This window comes from Acinetobacter sp. YQ_14 (assembly GCF_043102985.1).
Lineage (GTDB): Bacteria > Pseudomonadota > Gammaproteobacteria > Pseudomonadales > Moraxellaceae > Acinetobacter > Acinetobacter venetianus.
The window spans coordinates 180,477-202,055 of the sequence record NZ_JBICJJ010000004.1; the positions used below are offsets into that span (position 1 = coordinate 180,477).

Below are 21,579 nucleotides of genomic sequence, written 5' to 3' on the forward strand. Positions count from 1 at the left end.
AGTTATGTATTTGAGAGGTTTTGAATGGAGACAACACAAGCAAAGTCAACACTTCCCTCAAAACTCCTATGGAGTTTGGTTGCCATTGTCGGGGCAATTTCATTTGGGATATTGGCTGTCAGTCGTGGTGAGCATGTTAATGCTGTTTGGCTCGTCCTCGCTGCAGTCTGTGTTTATAGCATTGCATATCGGTTCTATAGTTTATTTATTGCAAACAAAGTTTTTGAGTTAAACCCAAGACGTCTAACCCCCGCACATCGTTTAGCAGATGGCTTAGATTATGTTCCAACCAATAAATACGTATTATTTGGTCATCACTTTGCTGCAATTGCAGGCGCGGGTCCATTAGTTGGTCCTATTCTCGCCGCTCAGATGGGATATTTACCGGGAACAATTTGGTTGTTGGTAGGTGTGGTTATCGCGGGTGCTGTTCAAGATTTTCTTGTACTGTTTATTTCGACCCGCCGAGATGGACGCTCTTTAGGTGAAATGGCAAAGCAAGAGCTTGGGACTTTTGCGGGTGTGATCGTGATGCTTGGTACATTAGGTGTCATGATTATTATTCTTGCTGTGCTTGCCTTGGTTGTTGTGAAAGCTTTAGCTCACAGTCCTTGGGGCGTATTTAGTATTGCGGCTACCATTCCGATTGCATTATTCATGGGTGTTTATATGCGTTATCTGCGCCCAGGAAAAATTGCTGAGGTTTCAATTATCGGCTTTGTCTTGATGATGATGGCAATCGTATATGGCGGTGATGTTGCAAAAGATCCTTATTGGGGACAGTTGTTTACCCTAAGCGGCACAGAGTTAACATGGGCACTGATCATTTACGGTTTTATCGCATCAGTTTTACCTGTGTGGTTGCTACTTGCACCGCGTGACTATTTATCTACTTTCCTCAAAATTGGTGTTATTGCTGGTTTGGCGGTTGGTATTATTTTTGCCATGCCTGAATTGAAAATGCCTGCGGTGACACAATTTGTTGATGGTACTGGTCCTGTATTTGCAGGAAGTTTATTTCCTTTCTTATTTATTACAATTGCTTGTGGTGCAATTTCTGGTTTCCATGCACTTGTTTCCTCAGGTACAACACCTAAATTAGTCGATAACGAAGTGAATATCCGTATGATTGGCTATGGTGGCATGTTGATGGAATCATTTGTCGGTATTATGGCAATGATTTGTGCGACTGTACTTGATCCTGGTGTTTATTTTGCGATTAATACGCCTGCTGCAATTTTAGGTACAAGTGTTGATACAGCTGCTGAAGCAGTTCGTAATTTAGGATTTGTTGTTAGTCCTGAAATGTTGACTGTCTTAGCGCATGAAGTGGGTGAAAGTTCAATTTTATCTCGTGCTGGCGGTGCACCAACCTTTGCGATTGGTATGGCGCATATCATTTCTGAGATTTTTAATAATCGTTCAATGATGGCATTTTGGTATCACTTTGCAATTCTGTTCGAAGCATTATTTATTCTAACTGCAGTAGATGCGGGGACACGTGCTTGTCGATTCATGGTGCAAGATACAGTTGGGATCGTCGTACCTGCAGTGAAACAATCTAGCTCATTTGTTGGTAATTTAATCGGTACTTTTATTGCTGTTGCTGGTTGGGGTTTCTTTGTCTATCAAGGTGTTGTTGATCCGCTTGGCGGGATTAATTCGTTGTGGCCATTATTCGGTATCGGTAACCAAATTTTAGCGTCAATGGCTTTGATTCTAGGTACAGTGATTTTATTCAAAATGAAAAAAGAGAAGTATGTGTGGGTCACTATTGTCCCAACGATTTTCTTATTCATTACATCAATGACAGCGGGTTGGCAAAAGATTTTCCATGAAAATCCAAAAATTGGTTTCCTTGCGCAGGCAGATCGTTTTTCGAATGCGATTGCACGCGGTGAGGTACTTGCACCTGCTAAAACTGTTGCCGAAATGCAGACCATTGTGATGTCAAATCAGATCAATGCAGCTTTGTGTGCGTTCTTTATGATTGTGGCTGTTGTAATGGTAATTGCATCGATTGGAATTGTTCGTCGAGCTTTGGCAAGCCCAACACCGACAGTGAATGAAGCGCCAGCGGTTTATTCTGATGTTCCAATGACTGCAAATAGCATCAAAGGAGAATAAGCATGGATTTTAAAATTGCTCGACAGGGTGGTGCGGTGATTGTAAAGATCATCAAATTTACCATCATGTCACAGAAACATTTGATTTTTTCACCTAGCAATTGGTCTCGGATTGCGATTTTGTGGCAACGTTTACAACAGAGCTTTCGGTTGATGGTTGGTGTGCCAGATTATGAGACGTATCTAAAACATATGCAGACACATCATCCCGATCTGACACCGATGGATGCGAAGACGTTTTATCGTCATTGTATCGACGCGCGTTATCCATCTTCAGGTGGAAATATGAAGAAGTGTCCTTGCTAGAAATCTTTTGATTTCTTTGAAAAAAAAACAAAACAGTGTATGTTGAATCATGCACTGTTTTTATTTTGGGGAAAATATAATGTGGAGTACTGACAAAGCTGTTGTTCAGGAAGAAAAATTAAAAAATCGAGAACTTGAACAAGATATTCAAAGCTTTAGCCCTAAAATCGAAAGGTTTTTAGTTGAGATTAATCAACTCATTTTAGATAAGCCCCAGCAAACAAAATTGGCATTAAGCTGTTTGTTGGCAGGTGGCCATGTATTGTTTGAAGATTTACCAGGATTGGGTAAAACTACATTGGCTAGTGCCTTGGCTCGTTTAGCAGGTTTGCATTTCCAACGAATTCAATTTACCAACGATATGCTAGCGAGTGATGTCATCGGTATTAATATTTTTAATCAAAAAGAACATTTATTTGAGTTTAAAAAAGGCCCTATTTTTACGCAGATTTTATTGGCTGATGAAATTAATCGCTGTAGCCCAAAAACGCAGAGTGCGTTACTAGAAGCAATGGAAGAAGGAGCTGTTACCGTTGATGCTGTGAACTATGAATTACCGCAGCCTTTTTGGGTACTCGCAACACAAAATCCGTTATTCCAAAGTGGAACCTATGCATTACCTGAATCTCAATTAGACCGATTTTTGATGCGGCTATCACTGGGTTATCCTTCTCGCCAAGCAGAAAAATTGTTATTACAGCAAAACTCCCGTCAGTTTTTAATTCATCAGTTAGATGCTGTGTTTACGCAAGCAGATATTCTCCATTTAAGAGAGTTAGCAAAACAGGTTTATTTAAGTGATGCTGTGCTGAATTATATTTTAGATTTGGCGGCTGAAACCCGTAAACAAAGACATGGGCTTTCAACACGAGGTGTATTGGCGTTGAAAGCTGCAACTCAAGCTTATGCATTGGTTGAGGGGCGTGGATTTGTCACTAGTGATGATGTTCAATCTGTTTTTGTTGCTGTAGTTGCACACCGTTTGAGTCTTGGTGAAGTTGAAGCAAAACAGATTTTGCAGTCGGTTGAAGCCATGTAGTTGAGAGAAGGCACATGCAAAAAGGACTTAAGCAACAAGTTAGTCAATGGATTGCAAAGCGTTTTCAGGTGGATAGTGTTAAAACACTATTACAGAAAGATGTTTTAGTTTTTATTTACAAACAAGGTTTTCTCTATCTGATTCTGATTCTGATTACTTTTATCGCTGGAATTAACTACGGTAATAACTTGATTCTCGGTTTTTGCTTTTTATTAAGTGCGATTCTTTGTATTAGTTTTTATTTAACGTTTAAACAATTACATGACTTAAAAATTGAAATTGTCATGCCTGAGGTTGGTCAGGTTAATCAGCCATCAATTATTAGGTTAATGTTAAAACAACAAGATAAGACGGTACGATATTTACGGATAGAATCATCGCAACAAGAACAAATGATCTTTTTGAATCAAGTTCAACAAACTGTCGAACTTCCTGTTTTGCCTCAACAACGTGGCCTATATGAGTTTGGGGTGATCAAAGTCTATTCGACTTATCCTTTGGGTTTGGTCAGAGCTTGGACGTATTTATATCCTAAACAAAAAATATGGATTGCACCTAAAGCTCATGATTGGCAAAAGGAACATAAAAACCAGTCGACGTCAGCACATGATAGTTTGGATGAATTTAAAGAATTACGTGCTTTTCGACAGGGAGATTCCTACCAGAATGTGGCTTGGAAACAAGTTGCTCGAGGGCAAGGATTCTTTATTAAAATGTTTGAAGCTCAAGCGAACCATCAGCATTTGGAAATTGATTATCAACAGATTCCTGCACTAGGGCACGAGGAAAAGTTGAGCTTTATAATGGGCTTAGTTGAGCAATGTGAGCAGCTGGGTGATGACTATGCGTTAATTTTACCTCATGCACGATTAGAAAGTGGGCAAGGGTATTCACAATTGATTCAAGCAAAACTTTTATTAGCGCAGGCTTAATCATGACGAAGCAAATTTATTTCTGTGTATTGTCTACCTTAGCGCTAGTATTACTTGGCCAAGTTGCTTTCGCTCCAATCACTTTGAGTGGGGTGTGGGGGGTAATCTGGCTGATTTTGGTCTGGAGATACAACAAGCAAGTTATTACTCCGTTCCCAAAGCTAATATTGGTTTTATTTAGCTTGTTATCATTGGGGCTGATTTATATCAATTATCAGACTTTATTTGGGGTTGAAGCTGGGGTGGCTTTTCTCAGCACTTGTTTATTTGCAAAAAGCCTTGAAGCTAAAAATACACGCGATCTTTTGATTGTCTTCAACTTTGCTTTATTTGTCAGCGCAAGTTTGCTACTGCATAGTCAAGCATTTTGGATGGCAGTCATTGTATTTTTGACATTTGTAATGTGCTTGATGGGACTGTATCGAATACAAACAGCAGCATTTAGCCAAAGTCAATTATCTTCTGGACAACTTAAGCAAGATCTAAAGCAAATAGTTAAGTTCATTGGTATTGCTACACCATTTTTTATTTTACTATTTATTTTCTTTCCACGATTGCCACCGCTTTGGGCGATACCTATTCAGAACGACCGAGCGACAACTGGAATTAGTGACACAATGTCACCAGGTGATATTGCTCAGTTGTCTCAATCATCAGCTTTAGCATTTCGTGTGATTGCAGATATGTCTCAACTTCCTAATCGGCAACAGTTATATTGGCGAGCATTGGTACTAGATCAATATGATGGTCGTACTTGGACGAGTAGTTTTTTCAATCAGCAATTAAAGACAGCATCATCAGCATCTCGATATGTTGATTATCAATATCTACCAGCAGATGAACAATCTAATTGGATTATGGGATTAGAGTATTCGATTCCGCAGGAACGATATTTACAGCTTTATCAGGATGATAGTATTCGTCCAAGTAAATTGATTAAACGTAATCAACCAATACAAATGCAATGGTTAGGACGGACAACATCTGAACCCATTGTATTGTCAACAAAACAATTTGAATTAAATACTCGATATGGAAAAACTCAGGACCCAGAGGCACAACAATTAGCACATCAGCTTTTTGAGCAAAGTCAAAATCAACCTGAAGAATACATCCAAACTGTACTTAAATGGTATCGAAAAAATGGTTTTGTATATACCTTGACTCCCGGAACATTAGGAGGGGATCGAATTGATCAATTTTTATTTTCCAGTCGTAAGGGTTTCTGTGAACACTACGCCTCAAGTTTTGTGATGTTGATGCGTTTTGTTGGCATTCCTGCTCGTATTGTAACTGGTTATCAAGGGGGGCAGCTTGCGATCGATGGACAGAGTTGGGAGGTACGTCAACTCGATGCGCATGCATGGAGCGAAGTTTATATCGATGGTAAATGGAAAAGAATTGATCCAACAGCCATGATTGCTCCGCAACGGATTGATACGGGTATGCAAGATTATCTCGCTCAAGATCAGATGGTTTGGGGAGATGAGAGAGCGCAAGGGTGGCGATTGCAACAGTTCAAATTTCTAAAAAATGTTCGGATTTGGAGTGATTATTTAAGTTATCAATGGCAGAGTAAGGTTGTCGGTTACGATGTGAAAAAGCAAAAGAGTTGGTTATCTCGTTTAGGTTTAGATTCCACATATGGATATGTCATCATTCTAATCGTTGGTATTGGTAGTGTGCTATTGTTCTATGTCGGTTTTTATTGGTGGAGACAACGCCAACAACTAGCAGAATACCAGCGTCTAATTTTTAATTTTCAAAAACAGTTACCTACGCCGTTGCATAAGCGCCAAGCTGAAACCTTCCAAACATGGATGCAACGTTTAATGAATTCTGTTGAAGATCATAAATCATTCGAGCAAGTAATTGTGTTATATCAAAAAATTGTTTTTATAGAGAGTTACAGTCCAAGTGATAAGCAATTGTTTAAGAAGTTGCTTAAAGACTGTGCGATTGCGATAAAACGATCTCAAAAAAACTTGTGAACCTTCTGAAAAATGAATATGATGCTTTACATTCTAGGTGTATAGCTCAGTTGGTTAGAGCGCTACGTTGACATCGTAGAGGTCTCCAGTTCGAGTCTGGATATACCTACCAAAATTTTATACTTAATTATCAAGTAGTTAAGTCGCTAAAATTAAGGTAATTTAAGAGTTTTTAATGCTAAATTGGTCAGCTTGATGGTTTAAAATCGTCAAAATCTGCGTCAAAAACACCTTATTATTTCCGTTTTAGCACCAAAACGCCCCCAAGTTTAGACTTGGGTTTTGTGTTTGGTGCTGCTACGACACCAAGGTGGATTTATGCAAAAACCAGTGAAGCGCGGCAATGCTTGGCGTATTCAAGTACGCTATAAAAATCTTAGAGACAGTGTCACACGTGATACTGTACGAGAGTGTGAACAATGGGCTGCTATTCGTTTACTTGAAATGAAAGCTGAGTATGATCCTAAAAAAACTCAGATGCAAAAACCATATTTTTCATTCTTTGTCCTTTGTCAGAAATATTATGATGAAGTTGGATATAAGAAAAGAGGTAAATCCTTCATAAAGCAACAAATAAAAAGAGAAACATTTAAAAATTATTTTGGTGAACTTGCTGAAAAGTCAATTTATGAAATTAAACCTATTGACGTAAAAAAATGGCGAGATAAACGTTTAGAGAAAGTCGCACCTGGGACAGTACATCGACAAATGTGTTTATACACATCAGTTTTTAATTACGCCAAAAATGAACTTTTCTTGATTGAAGACAATCCATTCGCACAGGTCACTAAGCCAACTAAGCCTCCCGCCCGTAATCGACTAATAAGTCATAGTGAAATTGAAATCATACTTAAGGCGCTTAATTATAAAATTGGAACAAGGCCACAAACACCAAGACAGTATGTTGCGTGGACTTTTCTTTTTGCGATTGAAACTGCTATGAGAAAAGGGGAGATTCTAGGGATTACGTGTAACAATATCTATCCTGACTACATACATTTGCCAATCACAAAAAATGGTGATGCTCGTGATGTTCCCTTATCTAAAGAAGCCCTTGATCTTCTAAACCTTATCCCTTACATGGATAGAGTAAAATTAATTCCACATAATTCAAATTCATTTAGATTAATTTGGCAAAGAGCAATTGGGAAAACAGAATTGCATAATGTAGTTCATTTTCATGATACACGGCATGAAGCTATTACTCGATTTGTGAATAAACGCAAATTACCTGTGGAAATCTTGGCTAAAGTTACAGGACATAGGGATATTAAAACTCTGATTAATACATATTATAATCCGACCGCTTCAGACATTGCTAAAATGATGAACGCATCTTAAAGAAAATAGGGAGCAATTGCTCCCTTATTTCTTTCGATGTGCACCACGTCTACTGGTGACATTAAAATTCTCTAAAATTGGTATGACTTCTTTCGGATCGTAAAGATGTTTAGTATCAGTACCTCTGTTAAAAATTCTCAATTTTTCAATAAGTGCTTTGCGCGAGATACTGAATCTTTCTTGTAACCACGCTGCATCTACGCGGTTGGGTAGTTGCTCTGTTTTAAGTTCAATGACTTTCCCGACTTTTGGAATAGTATCATTTAGGAAAACTTGTGGAGGTTCATCAGATTCAATCACCATGACATATTTGTTTATAATTCCCATATTATTTCCAATTAGAAAATAGATTTAAAAATAGTTGCAGAGGGTCAGCAATACAACTAATCAGAAATTGACTTTAACAAATTAATTAAAAAAAAGATGAGATATGTTTAAAAAATCAAAAAAATACTTATTTTTTTATTGTATCAGTAAATAATCTTTTGTTCGTTGTTGGTAATAACAACGTCGACTGCTTAGCTCATTTAAAATAAATGAGCTAACGTATACTACTTTTTCTTTTAATCTATGGATTTTTTATAAAAAAAAGGATTTTTAGGGTCAGACAAAATAATATTTTTCTTATTATTAAAATCTATTCCTTCTTTTGAGAATTTAAATTCATTAACTTCTGATTCTAAAAACAGCTCTTTTCTAAAATAATCTTTAGTTTGATAAAGCTCTATCATTTTAAGTGTATTCTCAAGATAATTCATATCAATATTTTGTGATTTAAAAAATGATATAAGCACACTTCCAAGAAAAAATTTCTCATGATTCTCTTGCTTTCGATCTTTTATCTTCTGATCTCTTTGCTTATACGAATTATTCAAAGTTTTTTTAATTTCATTGTGTGCTTTTTGCTTAATTTCAGCTGGAATTTTTCTATTGTAATTTTTTAGCATCCTTAAGGCTATTTTTAATCTTTCATCAGTTTGAGAGAAAGGGTCTTCATATCCACTAAAATCAACAATGTCCTTTTCAATATCAGAGCGATCACTCTTTTTGATTAAGCAGATAGCGTCCATTACTTCTTCTAATCTGTTTAATTCTAAAACTTTATGATATTTATTCCTCAAATTTTTAATGTCTTCTTCTGTAAATTGATTTGCAGTTTTTGATCGAATCAATTGTAGTATTAACTCATCTGAATGAGTACGTTTTGCTATTTGCCTTAAGTATGTTTCAACACTTAAAATAATTTCATCTACTGTTAATCTAGCTCTAACCATTTTTTAAACCATCTGCATTTAAGAAAATGTTGGTATATCACAGAGTCTTAAAAAAAATCGACATATGTTGAGTTTTTCAAAAAAAACTACTCTTCTGTTAGTTTTTTTGGCTGTTAATGGTGGGACAGATAAAAAATCTTTTTTGCGAATGCAAAAAAGATTTTTTATATCTCGTTTCCGTGTCTTTTAAATTTCGCTTCGCTCTCTTTAAAAGACACTTCTCCTCGTGCTGCGCAGCACTTTTAGTTTTAAGTAATTGATTATTATATATTTTATGCGCTACTCATGTTTTAGATTTACTGTTTCTACATACAAAAAAACACACAACTAAATTATTGTTTTTATTATATAAATTGAAACTATGGGAGTGGTATTGTTCATGCGTTTTAATTTAAAAATATTTTTTTCATTTTTCTTCACGAAACGAATCATGAATTTTTAAAATTTTGTAGGATCCGATATTCCAGTTAAATTAATATCGGAAGTAAAAATGTATTATTTTCATTTAAGTCACAACGTTAAAGGTGATAATCAAATAAAATTGAGTGATGGTGATTCAAAGTATCGACTCTCAAAAAGTGCATATCACTATATTACGCGTACTTTATATTTTTCAAAGCATAAAAGTGAGATTGAAGAACTTGAATACTGTGCGTCTTATAATATGCCGATTTGGTCTGAAAACCATCCTGAAAAGTTTTGGTATGCAGCAGATCAATATACAAGTGAGACTAGACGAACCTCATCACATATTACAATCGCTTTGCCAAAAGAACTGGATAGAAATAAACGTATCGAATTATCTGAGAGACTGATGTATGAGTTTTGTGGTCAATATAAAATGCCATCAACAATCGCAATTCATAATCATGTGGCTGCGCTCGATGGGCAGTCAGAACAGCCACATTTACATTTATTATTTTCAGAAAAAAGTATGTTGGATAATATTCAACGTTCCCCAGAGCAGTTCTTTAAGCAATATCGTCAAAAAAATCCTGAAAAAGGAGGTGCATTAAAAATCACGGCTGATGTCCTTGGATTTGGTCGTAATATATTATTTCACTACCGAACAAAAACTGAAAAAATAATAAATGAATTTTTAGAAAAATATGCACCCACAAAAATTATAGAAATTCATGGTATGGAAATCGAAGTGAGCAGTGCAGTATCGTGCTTATCTAATGAAGATTATAATAAAAAACATGGAACCAATTTAAAAGATGTCCCACAAATTCCGAGGTCATTACTCTATAGCACTGATCCTGAAGATCAAGACAAGGTAGCAGAATATAGAAAGAACATTCGGGAAGTTCGTCAAAATAACCTATATGAACTTTATAAAAATGACTATGAGCTAGCGCTGGCGAAAAAACGTGAACAGGAAAATCAGAATAGGCCACAACTTGATCAATCTAAAAAATTTGATTTTGACTTCTAATATATCCTCATTAATAAACCAAAGATGATGACTGCTCACAAGCAAGCTCAATGGAATGTATTATTCCTCCTTCAGCCTTTAATTAAATCAGTTGATCTGTCTATATACTCTCTATGGACGGATCAACTGAATTGGTCTTAGCGCAATTTGACCAATTTCTTAAAGTAGTTTTCCATTTGCAATTGTTCAAGTGTGTGCCATTGATAACGCTCATGTCCTGCAAAATTTTGTTTGATATATACAATATGTTGAAGAATTCGCTTCTGATACTTTAACAGTTGTTGAATAAGCTGATCATCATAAGCAATATCTACCCGTTGTTGCCTCAGTGCTTGATAAAAGCAGCGGTAGTCCATATCCATATTTTTTAATATTTCCTTGGATGCCGCAGGGTGGAGTGGCTGGCTTAATCCTTCTACTGAATAAGATTCACGCGTGACAAAGTCGGGGCGTAGACGGGATTCCTTTGCCACTTTTAATGTTGGTTCAAATCTATTTGATCTAACCTTAATATTTTGAAATGCCTGTTGAATCGAATTAATTAGTGTACTCGGATGAACAGTATGTGCTGGTGCTGGCTTTTGTAATCTTGGTGCAGCGACTGGAGCAGAAATGGGTGATTTCTCTTTAGCCTGATGATCTTGTTGACTGTCGACTTTGATGAGTTGTTTGAGTTTCTTATAGTTAATCGTATAGAAATTGGTTTGCAGCCATTTATTCTGTGCTAACTTTTCAATCACTAAAATTCCAGTCCGTTTTAATTTGGCCACAATTCTTTTAATCGTTGAGATGCTATACACACCGAGCGTGGTTTGCCACTGTTCATAACTATGGAACCAATATTTTTTTCCATTAAAGGTTTTTCCTTCGTTATTTTCTAGAAAGTAATGCAGCTTCTGTAAAAAATTGGCGGCAGCCACGCCAAACGCTTTGGCAAGCGTTGGCGAAGCAATCAGAGGATAGTCTCCAGTAATGAGGAGTTTATTATTCTTATTGGTCTTGGACATGATTCGCCCCACGTAGAACACGTTGTGCACGTTCAATCATCTTGTGACGTTGATGTGTACGAAATGCCCAGAGCGACGATAAATTGTTATTTTGATTGAGCTTTGCAACTTCAAGAATTTGCTCATCATTCATTTCATGCATGCATTGACGAATAATTTGATGCGCTTGCTCAAGCTCGTTGAGTAAGGAGTTTGCAGTGTCAACAGCAATATAAAGATTGGCGAGTGTTTGACGTTGAGGATTTGAAATTGATTTGCCAAGTTCAACAATCAGTTGCGAGGCTTGTTTTTTAGGTGTGCAAGTGTTTGCACCATGAAGAATTGCGTTCATAGTCGTTTCTCAGTGATAAGTTTAAATACTTACCAACATCACTTTCCTACGGTGATGGTGGCAGCTTAACAAGGGTAGGAAATACCGATCACTGAGTTCGGCCAGCACAAGGCTGCCCTGTCAAGCTGCCAAAACGACTGCTAAACAGTAGGCAAAAAAATAGCCGCTAGTGCGACATTTTATTTTGCACTCAGTGATATTATCAGGTTTCCTACGCCTGAACACAGATTTTGCTGTGTCCAATTAGCTTAACTGGGTATCGCTTAAGCTGTCAACGCTGTGATTGGATCTTTTTACATATCTTAACATTAATTAATTTATTGATTCTGCTGAAGATATTTTTAATTTCTGACGGCTAGAAAATTGGGTGTGAACCATGTTTATAGTGGCGTATTGAGCACAAACTTTAATGTTTGCTGTGTTTTTAAAAGAAGTGATGAAAATGATGATCAGAATTTCTAATCCATCAAATCGAGGCTGATTCGCTAAAAGAATGAGTTAAATAAATCATCGATTGTTCAGGGCTTCAACTACCGTTAAGACTTTTTCTAAGCCTTCTCTGGTTTGAATTTGCTGAATGGGGACACCATTGGTTGCAGTATTGAATGCATTCATAAAATAATCAATCCATTCCGAGTCACCGCCCGTGAGTGCTGATAAGCTTTGATAAAGGCGAATCACTAATAATCCAGCTTCACCTTGTGCAGAAGTGGGTTCTAATACAGCTGAGAATTCGATTTGGTTCATTGACGCGAGATCGAGACCCATCACAGCAGCGAGTTGTGTTTGGCTAAGACCGAGTAAATCCGCAGTTTTCAATACGGCTTCTGCTAAAATCGATGCTGTACTGGCTGAGTTCATCCATGCGACCTGCTGAGCTTTGCTGATTATTTATTCTATCGCATTTAATAGGATATTACTGAAGAAGAGGGGAACTTCAGTTTGATCGCTTTAAATCAGCCTGAGTAAATCGCAACCTTCTCATTAATAGCTCATTAGGCATTAATTCATCTCAATACTTCGAATGTAAAAGCTGAACTGATCCTGTTTTAATTCTTTATTTTATTGTTTTATTTTAATAGAGAACAACAGTCCATTTTAGCCTCATCCATCAAAGCAAAATGAGCCGATCGATTGGACTAATTTGACCTCATGGGAAAAATCAAAGACTTAATGCGATTACATTTGGCGAATCTAATTGTCTAGATTTTAGCGCTTTGTAAAATTGACTAAAGCGCAGGATAAAATTAATATGGGCTCGCTGGCCTACATTGCCAGCGGGTTTTGACAGGCCCTTTGTAAACAAAGAAAGAGTACAAAGTTTGACTTTGTATTCTGCTGTACCCACTCGTCCCTCTTTTCTCTATGGTAGGGCGGAAGGGGGACGTCTTTGTGCGTGCTGGTTTCTTTGTTTACCAGTCTGTCAACCCTCTTTCGTTCTGCCACCATCAATTGACAGTGATTTGGTAGAACCTTTATTTAAACAAAGGAGTTACCGCTCATGGTGCATTTAACTTTTCATATTTTAGCCTCACCCCATGTTCAACCTTGTTGTGCTTTGCAACGAGGGCGATACGGCTAATTTTTATTATTCGTCTGTATTCAAACAACACTTTTACAAGAACAATCCAACGGTGGATGGCTAAGTCACGCCTATAAAAATAAACCTTTTTATATCTGCTGGTGATTGTGCATTGCATTGAACATGCGGGAAACAACCATGACTGAATTAAGCAAACCCAAAATCATACCCATTGAACACCGTCCACAAAAATCTAAGCTCTTTATAAAATGTGTGGTCTTACCCATCGTGATCTTTCTTATCGTTGCCAAAATCTTCTCTTTTGGTGCTTTCGGTTACATCTTCTTTGGCTTTGACCTGTTCTGGTTTGTGATCCTTTACTACCTTTATGAATATGGAAATACCTACTTTGACGGAATGACTGAACAACTCAAACGTCAAGGAGAAACTTTTAATTATCAAAACCGTGGTGTTTGGATTAACAGCCAAGATAAAACCATTATTCTATTTGATCAGCCAGATCAACGCCTCGTCAAATATCCCTTTGATTACATCACCTCCGTTGGACACTACAACTTAGTCGAAGATAACTTTAGAACCACGACCACTGTGATCAGCAATCCAATGATGGGAACACATGTCAACCAACAGGTTCATCGCACACCGATGAAACGAGAGTTTCAAGTCAATATCGGTACACGAGATCCGTTCAAACCGAATTACAGCCTAAAAGTCCTATTTCCTTGGCGTAGTCCACAAATGGCCAGTGAAATCCGTCAGCTACTATCAGCAGATCATTATCAATAACTGATGTTAAATGATTAAAAATAAATAAGTATTTTACACGAGCATTTCTTGCGGGCAGCAAAGCCCGTAGGTGATGCGAGGATTATTAAAATGAAATTTCGATTTAAACCTCTACTGATTAGCAGTATGACCTTGTTGATGATGCAGACTGTGACGGCTCAACCCCTGTCTACATCTAAGCCATTCACTTTAGAGCAGGGCTTAACTTGTCTGGATTGGGCTAAGAAAGAACAATCTATGAGTAACCGCTTAGCCTTGATGGGCACCGAAATGAAATGGCCTTCTGGAATCAAGTCATTACAGCAACAATTTCAACAGCAGTACCGCAAACAAAAGAGCAGCGTCATCAATGATCCTGATGATGAAAATTTCTGTGAAGATTGTCCTGAAACAGAAGTTTATTTACCCAATAGCAAAAGCAATCCCATCAAAAGAATTGAAACCTTAGTACACGTCAGTGTTGCAGGGGCAAGAACCGCGATCTATCGTGCTGATGACATTAATAACACCAAACAAAAGATTGAGGATGGATTAAATATTCAATTTAGCCGCTATAGCGGACAACAATTGAAAAGCTTTAAACAGCAGTGGGATAAAGCTTCAATGCATGATGATCAAAACAGAAGCAAAACCCACAAAGTCTTCCAACAATATCCACATTTAAAGGTCTTTGATGGAGAGGTTTTCCATAATCAAAAGGTCTATACCCCCAAACAAATTTATATCTATAGCCAGCCCTATAAACGAGATGTATCTGATCCGAATGACATGATTGCTTTTATTAGCCTTTATGACAATCCAGTAAATCCATCACAACACATCTTACAGTGTGGCTTTATTGACAATGTGTTTTAACAACTAAATTAAGAGTCTATTCAAATGAAAAAATTAATATTTGCAGGATTATGTTTAAGTCTTTCAACCTTGGCTAGTGCAGGTGTAAAAGAAAGTTTAGTTGGTAAACGACTAGTCTTAGATTTACCCGATGTAGAATGTGCAGGCTTGTCCTTTTCCAAGAATGGAAAAGATGCTGCAATGTATGCAGAAATAGGGCGATGCCAAGACCCATTACCATTAAGAGTAAGATGGTTAGATGACAAGACCTTCATTCTGATTGAGAAAGTACGAACAAATAATATTTCTCCACCACGTACTTATTTATACCGAGTAAAAAGTTACCAGAAAAATGGTGTTGAATTGACGAATATCTCGACAGGCTGGGGAGATCATAAAGATACGACCATCAGTTATTATTTTAAATAAAGAGAAGGATTGGCAGCTTAGAGAATTCGTTAAAAACAATGGATCAACGATAAATTAAAGGTTTAAAACAATGAACTACTACGCAGAGGACCCCTTCTAGGTAATGTGACCTAGGAGGCAATATGAAAAAGCTGAAATTTCAGTACCTACAACCTGAAAATACTCATCCTAATGACGGTATACCAGAACGATATCCTCATCTGAGAAATGTGTATCATAAAAAGTTCAGCACACGTCAAGAGCGTAGTTTTTATTTTCTTCATTTGATTGAATATAAGAACTATCCTTTAAAACTTCGTGTTGCACGAGGTACGGGCTTGCCTGAAGAATGGGATGACCTACCTGCTTATGTCTATAAAGTTGCGAAAAGTTGGAAGCATAATTCTAGAAGACGAAAGCAATATTATATTTGATACTGGTGATTTTTATTTGGAATAATTGGAACTCGTCACATTTTACAGAATAGACCTTATACTCGGCATGTGACTAAAATTTGTAAGATATGTTATTCAAACCAACAAGTTTTAATTTTGACATGCTACAAAAAATATGATGAAATTTAATTAAATATTAGGTGTTTAAAATAGAATGTGAAATCATATTTGATATTTATATCAATTTGAAAATTATGTATAGAATCAGATAGCAGTAATTAAAGTACTAGTTATATGGCGATAATATATTCTGAAATATAATGCATGAATTGGAGTAATGGGTTCACATCTTTTTTGATAGATCAAATATTTTAAATGGGTATTAAAGTATCCTCTTCAAGTAGCCAAATTGGATTCTCTTATTTTTATAAGAAGTTGCTTTTTATCTGCTTCACTGAGATTTAAGTATACAAAAAAATTAAGTTAGATTGAATGAATTTAACAAGCAGATCTATAACTATTAACAATAGCATGACCAGAAAATATTGTAAATAATTTTAGCTGGTGCATTTTCTGGGTAGACAAGACTTTTATCTACTTTGTAAAAATCTCCGTAACTAACTAAGTAAAAAAAGTTGCTATCAATATTTAAAACTACAGCATGTATAAAATTAAATTCAGAATAATTTAATCCATCTTTATGAAGTTTAAATACGACACGTGTTCCAATAGAAATACTATTTACAGAAAATTTAATATAACCGCCACATTTTTTACATACCCAGTTTTTCACATGTAATATAAAATCCTATATAACTAAAAATTTTAAATAAAATTAATTGTCATAGAATAATTACTATGACAAAGATCTTAAAAAAAGCCCTGTAACTGGGAAATACAGGGTTACATACAGGGCTTTAAACTATGATTAAGTTTTAAAAATGCGCTGATTGCGCATATTTATAATAGCATAAAATTTATCTTCTGCAATGTAAAAATATATATTAATTGATTTTTTTGAAAATTTTTTATTATTCAATTGGTTAAGGTTTGTAAAGGGGTTATTTTATTACTTTTATTTCATAACTTAATGTTTGGCAAAGTGTTCTCTCATGAAATTTTTTTAAATTTCCAATTGAAAAAATGGGGGTGTATAAAATATTCCAAGTATGTTCTAATTGAGGGATAGTAACTTTGTAAGTAAAAACTTTAGTTTCATTTGGTTGAATCATTAGAGTCATTTCATCATTTAAACAAATAAAATTTTGGTTGGACTCAAACATTACATTATACTGATTTTGAAGTTTTATGTTTGGTTGACAATTATGATAATACTCATAAGCTTCTGTATTGTTTGAGTTTTTAATTTTAACCTCAAAATAAAGATTAGCAGGTTCTGAATCACTTGATGGTGGAATTAGTATATTCTGATCTTTGGCTACTACAGACAGAGTTTTTCGTTCTAAAGGCTGTAACGTTATCTTAATATTCTCACAAATATTTTCTTTCATACCCTGAGATTTAATGTAATAGATCACATCATCATCATCGTCACCTTCAGAAGGCAATGGAGTTGTAAAAGGGGGGACTATCTCACCTGAAGATGGAGCTGGTAATGAACCCGTCCCAGAACCGCCCTTAGTAGCTCCAACAGAAAAATTAATATTTTCACCGCATCCATAAAGAGGATATAAAAAAAATAATATTAAAAGATTAAAAATTTTCATTCAGCATTACTATAATATATTAAATTTATATATATTGTTATTTAGAAAAAAATAATATGTCAAGTATTAAAGAGATTTTGAAATAAAAATTTAATTTTTATTTCAAAATCTCTTTAATTGAAACTAGGCTAGGAAAAACAGCTACTAAGGCAAACACCTCAAAGAAATCCAACACACGGCTAAACAATGATTATATGGACAAGTACCTATATAAAATCAGGAGTTTATCGAGAATACATCTGCTAAAATAAAGCAATTTAGAGAGATAGCAAATGTTATGACAAGCTAAAGTAGGGCTATGAAAATTTAGTTGCTTTAGCTTGTATATTTATTTGGCTACCAACGTGAAATTCCAAAAACGTTACTCAATTGTTGTCTGATTGGTAATTTTCGTAGTATTCATATACACCAAACTTAAATCGATTAGTTGCATCTTTCCGACCTTCGTCTTCTTTACAACATTCGATCGCTTTAGATAAGATCTTATCTGATGCATTTTCCCAAATTTGATAGGAAAATTCTTTTAATATATTAATGGATTTATCAGTCAGTTCATCAGCATAAACAGCTTGTTCAAGAAATTTATTTTCTTTTTTTGTAACATTTGCAATGCCTGCTGATAGAAAATCACATGCATTAGAGGTAAATATTTTATTTATTTCTGAACTTTCAGGAGAAGGAGTAAAACTGTTTGTATTTAAAATTACATAATCATCTTCCTCGAAAAGTATACCAAGCCTTTTTAGTTCTAAAAGAATAGATCTAGGATGTCTTTCTAAAGATATCTCTTTGACAAGATTTTCAAAACTATTCGAGCTATTTGAAAATGGTATTTTGTATGATAGTTTTTTGATAAGCCACAGTCCTATTACTCTTGCTGGCACGCTTACTGAAGTATCTCGTCGGTAGAGTGACATGGTTGTGTGCCCGTCATTTTGTTGACGAAACATACTAACATCACGGCGAGGAAGACCTGATAGAAGACTGATCGAAGAATCAGTTTTCTTTTGTGGAATGCTTTCTAGCTCTTTAATAGCTTGATTATAAAAAAGAATACGTAAACTCGAAGAGAATTCATTATATCCAATACCACACTTTATTAACCAGCCTGCTAAAATTTCCATAATTTGTAAAACACTATCAAGCGTCTCTTCATTTGAATTAATTTTAGAAAGTTTAGCGTTTTGACCAAATTGTGCAATTGAGCTTACAGTATTTTTAAAATTTTCTTTCATTTTCTCTGCAACAATATAATTTACATATAACCCTGTACAGATCATTATATCATATAGGTAATTATTATTATTATTGTTATGTAAATCATACTTATAGCTAAATTTTTTTTAAGTAAAAACTTACGTTTACAAAATAAATGCGTAAAAAGCGCATTTATAGTTGAAAAATGCGCAAAATGTAAATTATATTTGTCTTTAATTGTGATAGATGTCACATTTAACGGTGGATAATATGAATAAAGCTTACAAAGTTATATGGAATGCTTCTTTAGGGGCGTGGGTTGCTGTCTCAGAACTGACCAAAAGAGCAAAAAAAACGAAATCTTTAAGAATTACAGTATCAATACCATTGCTGCTACTTTCTTTTAGTAATCAAGCAAGTACTTTTAATACTGATGGTGGTAGTGGTTGTGTCGGTGGAACCTCAACAATTGTTTATAAAACAAATCCTGGTACGCCAACAGGGCAAGCTATTGACGGATCGGGGAATTATTCAGCTGTAGCTGGTTGTGGATCAGATGGGAATGGTTATTTAGGCGTTACAGCATTTGGCTCATTTGCTGAAGCAACTGGTGCTGGTGCTTCTGCTTTTGGAAATCAGGCATTAGCCACTACTTTTGCAACAGCTATTGGTGTTGAGAGTAAAGCCACAGAACAAGGTGCAGTTGCTATTGGTGCAGGTAGTTTGGGCAGTGGTTCAAATTCTGTATCTATTGGTCGAGATAGCATCGCATCTGGAGCTAATGCTAGTGCATTAGGTTCTGGTTCTTTAGCCAATAAAACGAATGCAACAGCTGTTGGAATAGATGCAAAAGCAACTGGTACAAATTCTTTAGCACTCAGTTTTGCTCAAGCATCTGCTGATTTTTCTTCAGCAATAGGTGCGAATGCTCAAGCAACTGCAATTAGCGCGACTGCTCTGGGCCACGCTGCCATAGCTAGTGCTGTAAATTCTGTTGCAATTGGGAAAGACTCTAAAGCAAATGCCGCAGATACAATTGTTTTAGGACAGGCTGCAAATGCATCAATTCTAGCTACAAATGCGATGGTAATAGGTAAAGGTGCACAAGCAATTGGTCAGAATAATATTAGTTTTGGTGTTGGTTCTAAAACTGGAAATGTTACCTCAGGAGTTGCAGATGCTTTACCTTTAGGTGGGGGGTCCCAAATTGCCATAGGTACAGGGGCTGCTACGGATACCGCTGGTTCAATAGCAATTGGTTATAATGCTTTAACAGGACTAAATAATAATTTTGGTTTAGCATTGGGTGGATATGCTCAAGCAACAGGTAATAGTGCTGTTGCAATTGGTCGTAGATCAGAATCAACAGGTCAAAATAGTACAGCAATTGGAGGTCGTGAAACAAAGGCAACAGCAGGTGGAGCTACAGCGATTGGTTCAAATGCTCAAGCAACGGGTTTTGAATCTTTAGCCATAGGTGCAGGTAAGGGGGATGGTACTTCTGTCACTAGTACAATTTCTTCAGGAAGACAATCTGTTTCAGTAGGTGCAAATTCAAAAGCAACAAATTCTTCAGCTGTAGCAGTAGGTACAAATGCTAATAGCACCGGTGAGAATGGTATTGCAATAGGTACTGGTGCTCAAGCAACAGCAAAAGATACTATTAGTATCGGTACTGGCAATGTGGTTACAGGACAAGGATCTGGTGCAATTGGTGATCCAACAACAATTAATGGAACCGGAACATACAGTGTTGGTAACAACAACGGAACAATTGATGCTAATAACAGCGGTGTATTTGGTAATGATAATACTATCACTGGCACACTGGATTCTGTACGAATTGTAGGTAATACAAATACAGTAACAGCAAGCTCAGTTTCAGTAATGGGTAACAACTCCACAGTTAACGGAGAGAGTGGATTAAGTTTTGGTAATAATAACTTAGTCACAGGAGCAGCTGGTGTTGCTATTGGTAATAACGCTCAATCGATTAACGGTGGAGCTATAGCAATAGGTGAAAATGCGTATGCTGAAAGTAGTTTATTGAATGGTGTACCTCAAGTTTCCGTAGCTGTGGGTTTTGATTCAATAGCTAAAGGTGAAGATGCAGGTGCTTTTGGTACGAGAGCAGTCGCAAATGCTAATTATGCAACAGCTCTTGGTAATTATGCTAATGCATCTGCTCGTAATGCTATTGCTGCTGGTAATTCAGCTTCAGCTTCTGGTATAGGAGCTTCTTCATTCGGTAACTTTACAAATGCAACTGGGTCAAATTCTGTAGCTATTGGTAGTGGTGGTCAACCTGGGACGTTTGAGGGGGCACAAGCATTAGCAGATGGAGCAACTGCTATAGGGGGTAATACCATTAAAGCAGCACTTGCTTCAGGTGTTAACTCAACTGCAATTAGCGGTGAATCTGTAGCAAGTGCTGAAAATGCTATAGCTATAGGAACAGGTGCACAAGCGACAAAAGTGAATTCTGTAGCCTTAGGAAGTGATTCTTCCACTGCAACTGACGCTACTCAACAATCTTCAGCTACCTTGAATGGTCTAACCTATGGCACATTTGCAGGTCAAGTCACTGATCCTGGGATGCAGGTTTCTGTTGGTTCTGTTGGTAGTGAGCGCCAAATTAAGAATGTAGGTTCAGGTGAAATTTCCGCTACTAGTACAGATGCCATTAATGGTAGTCAACTTTATGCTACGAATGCAGTGTTAGGAAATGTATCGAATAGTATAGAGACTACATTGGGGGGTAACGCAACTTTAAACCCTGATGGCGCAATTACAATGACTGATATTGGAGGTACTGGTCAAAACACCATACATGACGCAATTCTAGCATCGCAAGAAGAAGTTGCAGCAGGTACTAACGTATCAAGCGTAACCTCAGCGACAGGT

General features: G+C 36.4%; 19 protein-coding genes, 1 tRNA gene and 1 pseudogene. 14 read left to right on the plus strand and 7 right to left on the minus strand.

All coding sequences use genetic code 11. The annotated features are described in order from the left end of the window. Nucleotides 1-24 precede the first annotated feature (24 nt). From ACF8D3_RS03205 to ACF8D3_RS03235, 7 genes are all read left to right on the plus strand, one after another. Nucleotides 25-2,127, plus strand: a complete 2,103-nt coding sequence (locus tag ACF8D3_RS03205) for a carbon starvation CstA family protein (protein ID WP_392470102.1) — start codon at nt 25-27, stop codon at nt 2,125-2,127. A gap of 2 nt (nt 2,128-2,129) precedes the next feature. After that, nucleotides 2,130-2,432: a YbdD/YjiX family protein gene (locus tag ACF8D3_RS03210; RefSeq protein WP_004880492.1), complete on the plus strand. Its 303-nt coding sequence runs from the start codon at nt 2,130-2,132 to the stop codon at nt 2,430-2,432. Between the two features lie 79 nt (nt 2,433-2,511). Continuing rightward, complete coding sequence (locus ACF8D3_RS03215) at nt 2,512-3,471, plus strand: AAA family ATPase (RefSeq protein WP_392470104.1); 960 nt, start codon at nt 2,512-2,514, stop codon at nt 3,469-3,471. A 14-nt stretch (nt 3,472-3,485) separates the two neighbouring features. Continuing rightward, the gene (locus ACF8D3_RS03220) at nt 3,486-4,403 is read left to right on the plus strand and encodes a DUF58 domain-containing protein (protein WP_392470106.1); all 918 of its coding nucleotides are present in this window, start codon (nt 3,486-3,488) and stop codon (nt 4,401-4,403) included. 2 nt (nt 4,404-4,405) lie between these two features. Further along, complete coding sequence (locus ACF8D3_RS03225; protein ID WP_392470108.1) at nt 4,406-6,394, plus strand: transglutaminaseTgpA domain-containing protein; 1,989 nt, start codon at nt 4,406-4,408, stop codon at nt 6,392-6,394. Nucleotides 6,395-6,429: 35 nt separating this feature from the next. After that, nucleotides 6,430-6,506 (plus strand) — tRNA-Val (locus ACF8D3_RS03230). A 206-nt stretch (nt 6,507-6,712) separates the two neighbouring features. Beyond that, nucleotides 6,713-7,735, plus strand: coding sequence for a tyrosine-type recombinase/integrase (locus tag ACF8D3_RS03235; RefSeq protein WP_392470110.1), 1,023 nt, complete (start codon nt 6,713-6,715; stop codon nt 7,733-7,735). Nucleotides 7,736-7,759: 24 nt separating this feature from the next. Here the strand turns inward: ACF8D3_RS03235 and ACF8D3_RS03240 are convergent, their stop codons facing one another. After that, nucleotides 7,760-8,062, minus strand: a complete 303-nt coding sequence (locus tag ACF8D3_RS03240; RefSeq protein ID WP_008941996.1) for a hypothetical protein — start codon at nt 8,060-8,062, stop codon at nt 7,760-7,762. Nucleotides 8,063-8,298: 236 nt separating this feature from the next. Next, nucleotides 8,299-9,009 (minus strand): hypothetical protein, encoded by a 711-nt coding sequence (locus tag ACF8D3_RS03245; protein WP_392470112.1) that lies wholly within the window; start codon nt 9,007-9,009, stop codon nt 8,299-8,301. Nucleotides 9,010-9,499: 490 nt separating this feature from the next. On the opposite strand from ACF8D3_RS03245, the gene ACF8D3_RS03250 reads away from it, so the two are divergent. Next, complete coding sequence (locus ACF8D3_RS03250) at nt 9,500-10,447, plus strand: MobA/MobL family protein (RefSeq protein ID WP_392470115.1); 948 nt, start codon at nt 9,500-9,502, stop codon at nt 10,445-10,447. Nucleotides 10,448-10,584: 137 nt separating this feature from the next. Here the strand turns inward: ACF8D3_RS03250 and ACF8D3_RS03255 are convergent, their stop codons facing one another. The 3 genes from ACF8D3_RS03255 to ACF8D3_RS03265 form a co-directional block, all read right to left on the minus strand. Beyond that, on the minus strand, nt 10,585-11,454 hold the full coding sequence (locus ACF8D3_RS03255) for a hypothetical protein (protein ID WP_392470117.1): 870 nt from the start codon (nt 11,452-11,454) through the stop codon (nt 10,585-10,587). Next, nucleotides 11,438-11,785 (minus strand): hypothetical protein, encoded by a 348-nt coding sequence (locus ACF8D3_RS03260; RefSeq protein WP_392470118.1) that lies wholly within the window; start codon nt 11,783-11,785, stop codon nt 11,438-11,440. Before ACF8D3_RS03260 ends, ACF8D3_RS03255 begins: the two co-directional genes overlap by 17 nt. Before the next feature lie 507 nt (nt 11,786-12,292). Next, nucleotides 12,293-12,646: an antitoxin Xre/MbcA/ParS toxin-binding domain-containing protein gene (locus tag ACF8D3_RS03265; RefSeq protein ID WP_392470120.1), complete on the minus strand. Its 354-nt coding sequence runs from the start codon at nt 12,644-12,646 to the stop codon at nt 12,293-12,295. An 859-nt stretch (nt 12,647-13,505) separates the two neighbouring features. Here ACF8D3_RS03265 and ACF8D3_RS03270 point away from each other — a divergent pair. The 4 genes from ACF8D3_RS03270 (at nt 13,506) to ACF8D3_RS03285 (ending at nt 15,790) form a co-directional block, all read left to right on the plus strand. Further along, nucleotides 13,506-14,114: a hypothetical protein gene (locus tag ACF8D3_RS03270; RefSeq protein ID WP_002159601.1), complete on the plus strand. Its 609-nt coding sequence runs from the start codon at nt 13,506-13,508 to the stop codon at nt 14,112-14,114. 90 nt (nt 14,115-14,204) lie between these two features. Next, complete coding sequence (locus ACF8D3_RS03275; RefSeq protein ID WP_392470123.1) at nt 14,205-14,969, plus strand: hypothetical protein; 765 nt, start codon at nt 14,205-14,207, stop codon at nt 14,967-14,969. Nucleotides 14,970-14,993: 24 nt separating this feature from the next. Further along, a complete protein-coding gene (locus ACF8D3_RS03280) occupies nt 14,994-15,377 on the plus strand; it encodes a hypothetical protein (RefSeq protein WP_392470125.1) in 384 nt (127 codons plus the stop codon). Between the two features lie 122 nt (nt 15,378-15,499). Continuing rightward, complete coding sequence (locus ACF8D3_RS03285; RefSeq protein ID WP_392470126.1) at nt 15,500-15,790, plus strand: hypothetical protein; 291 nt, start codon at nt 15,500-15,502, stop codon at nt 15,788-15,790. A gap of 1,022 nt (nt 15,791-16,812) precedes the next feature. Here ACF8D3_RS03285 and ACF8D3_RS03290 read toward each other — a convergent pair. Beyond that, complete coding sequence (locus ACF8D3_RS03290) at nt 16,813-17,478, minus strand: hypothetical protein (RefSeq protein ID WP_392470128.1); 666 nt, start codon at nt 17,476-17,478, stop codon at nt 16,813-16,815. A 134-nt stretch (nt 17,479-17,612) separates the two neighbouring features. On the opposite strand from ACF8D3_RS03290, the pseudogene ACF8D3_RS03295 reads away from it, so the two are divergent. Beyond that, nucleotides 17,613-17,772: pseudogene (locus tag ACF8D3_RS03295) on the plus strand (IS5/IS1182 family transposase); the annotation flags it as partial. Between the two features lie 71 nt (nt 17,773-17,843). Here the strand turns inward: ACF8D3_RS03295 and ACF8D3_RS03300 are convergent. Continuing rightward, on the minus strand, nt 17,844-18,602 hold the full coding sequence (locus ACF8D3_RS03300; protein WP_392470141.1) for a hypothetical protein: 759 nt from the start codon (nt 18,600-18,602) through the stop codon (nt 17,844-17,846). Between the two features lie 343 nt (nt 18,603-18,945). On the opposite strand from ACF8D3_RS03300, the gene ACF8D3_RS03305 reads away from it, so the two are divergent. Next, a partial coding sequence (locus tag ACF8D3_RS03305) for an ESPR-type extended signal peptide-containing protein (protein ID WP_392470130.1) occupies nt 18,946-21,579 on the plus strand: 2,634 nt, incomplete at its 3' end.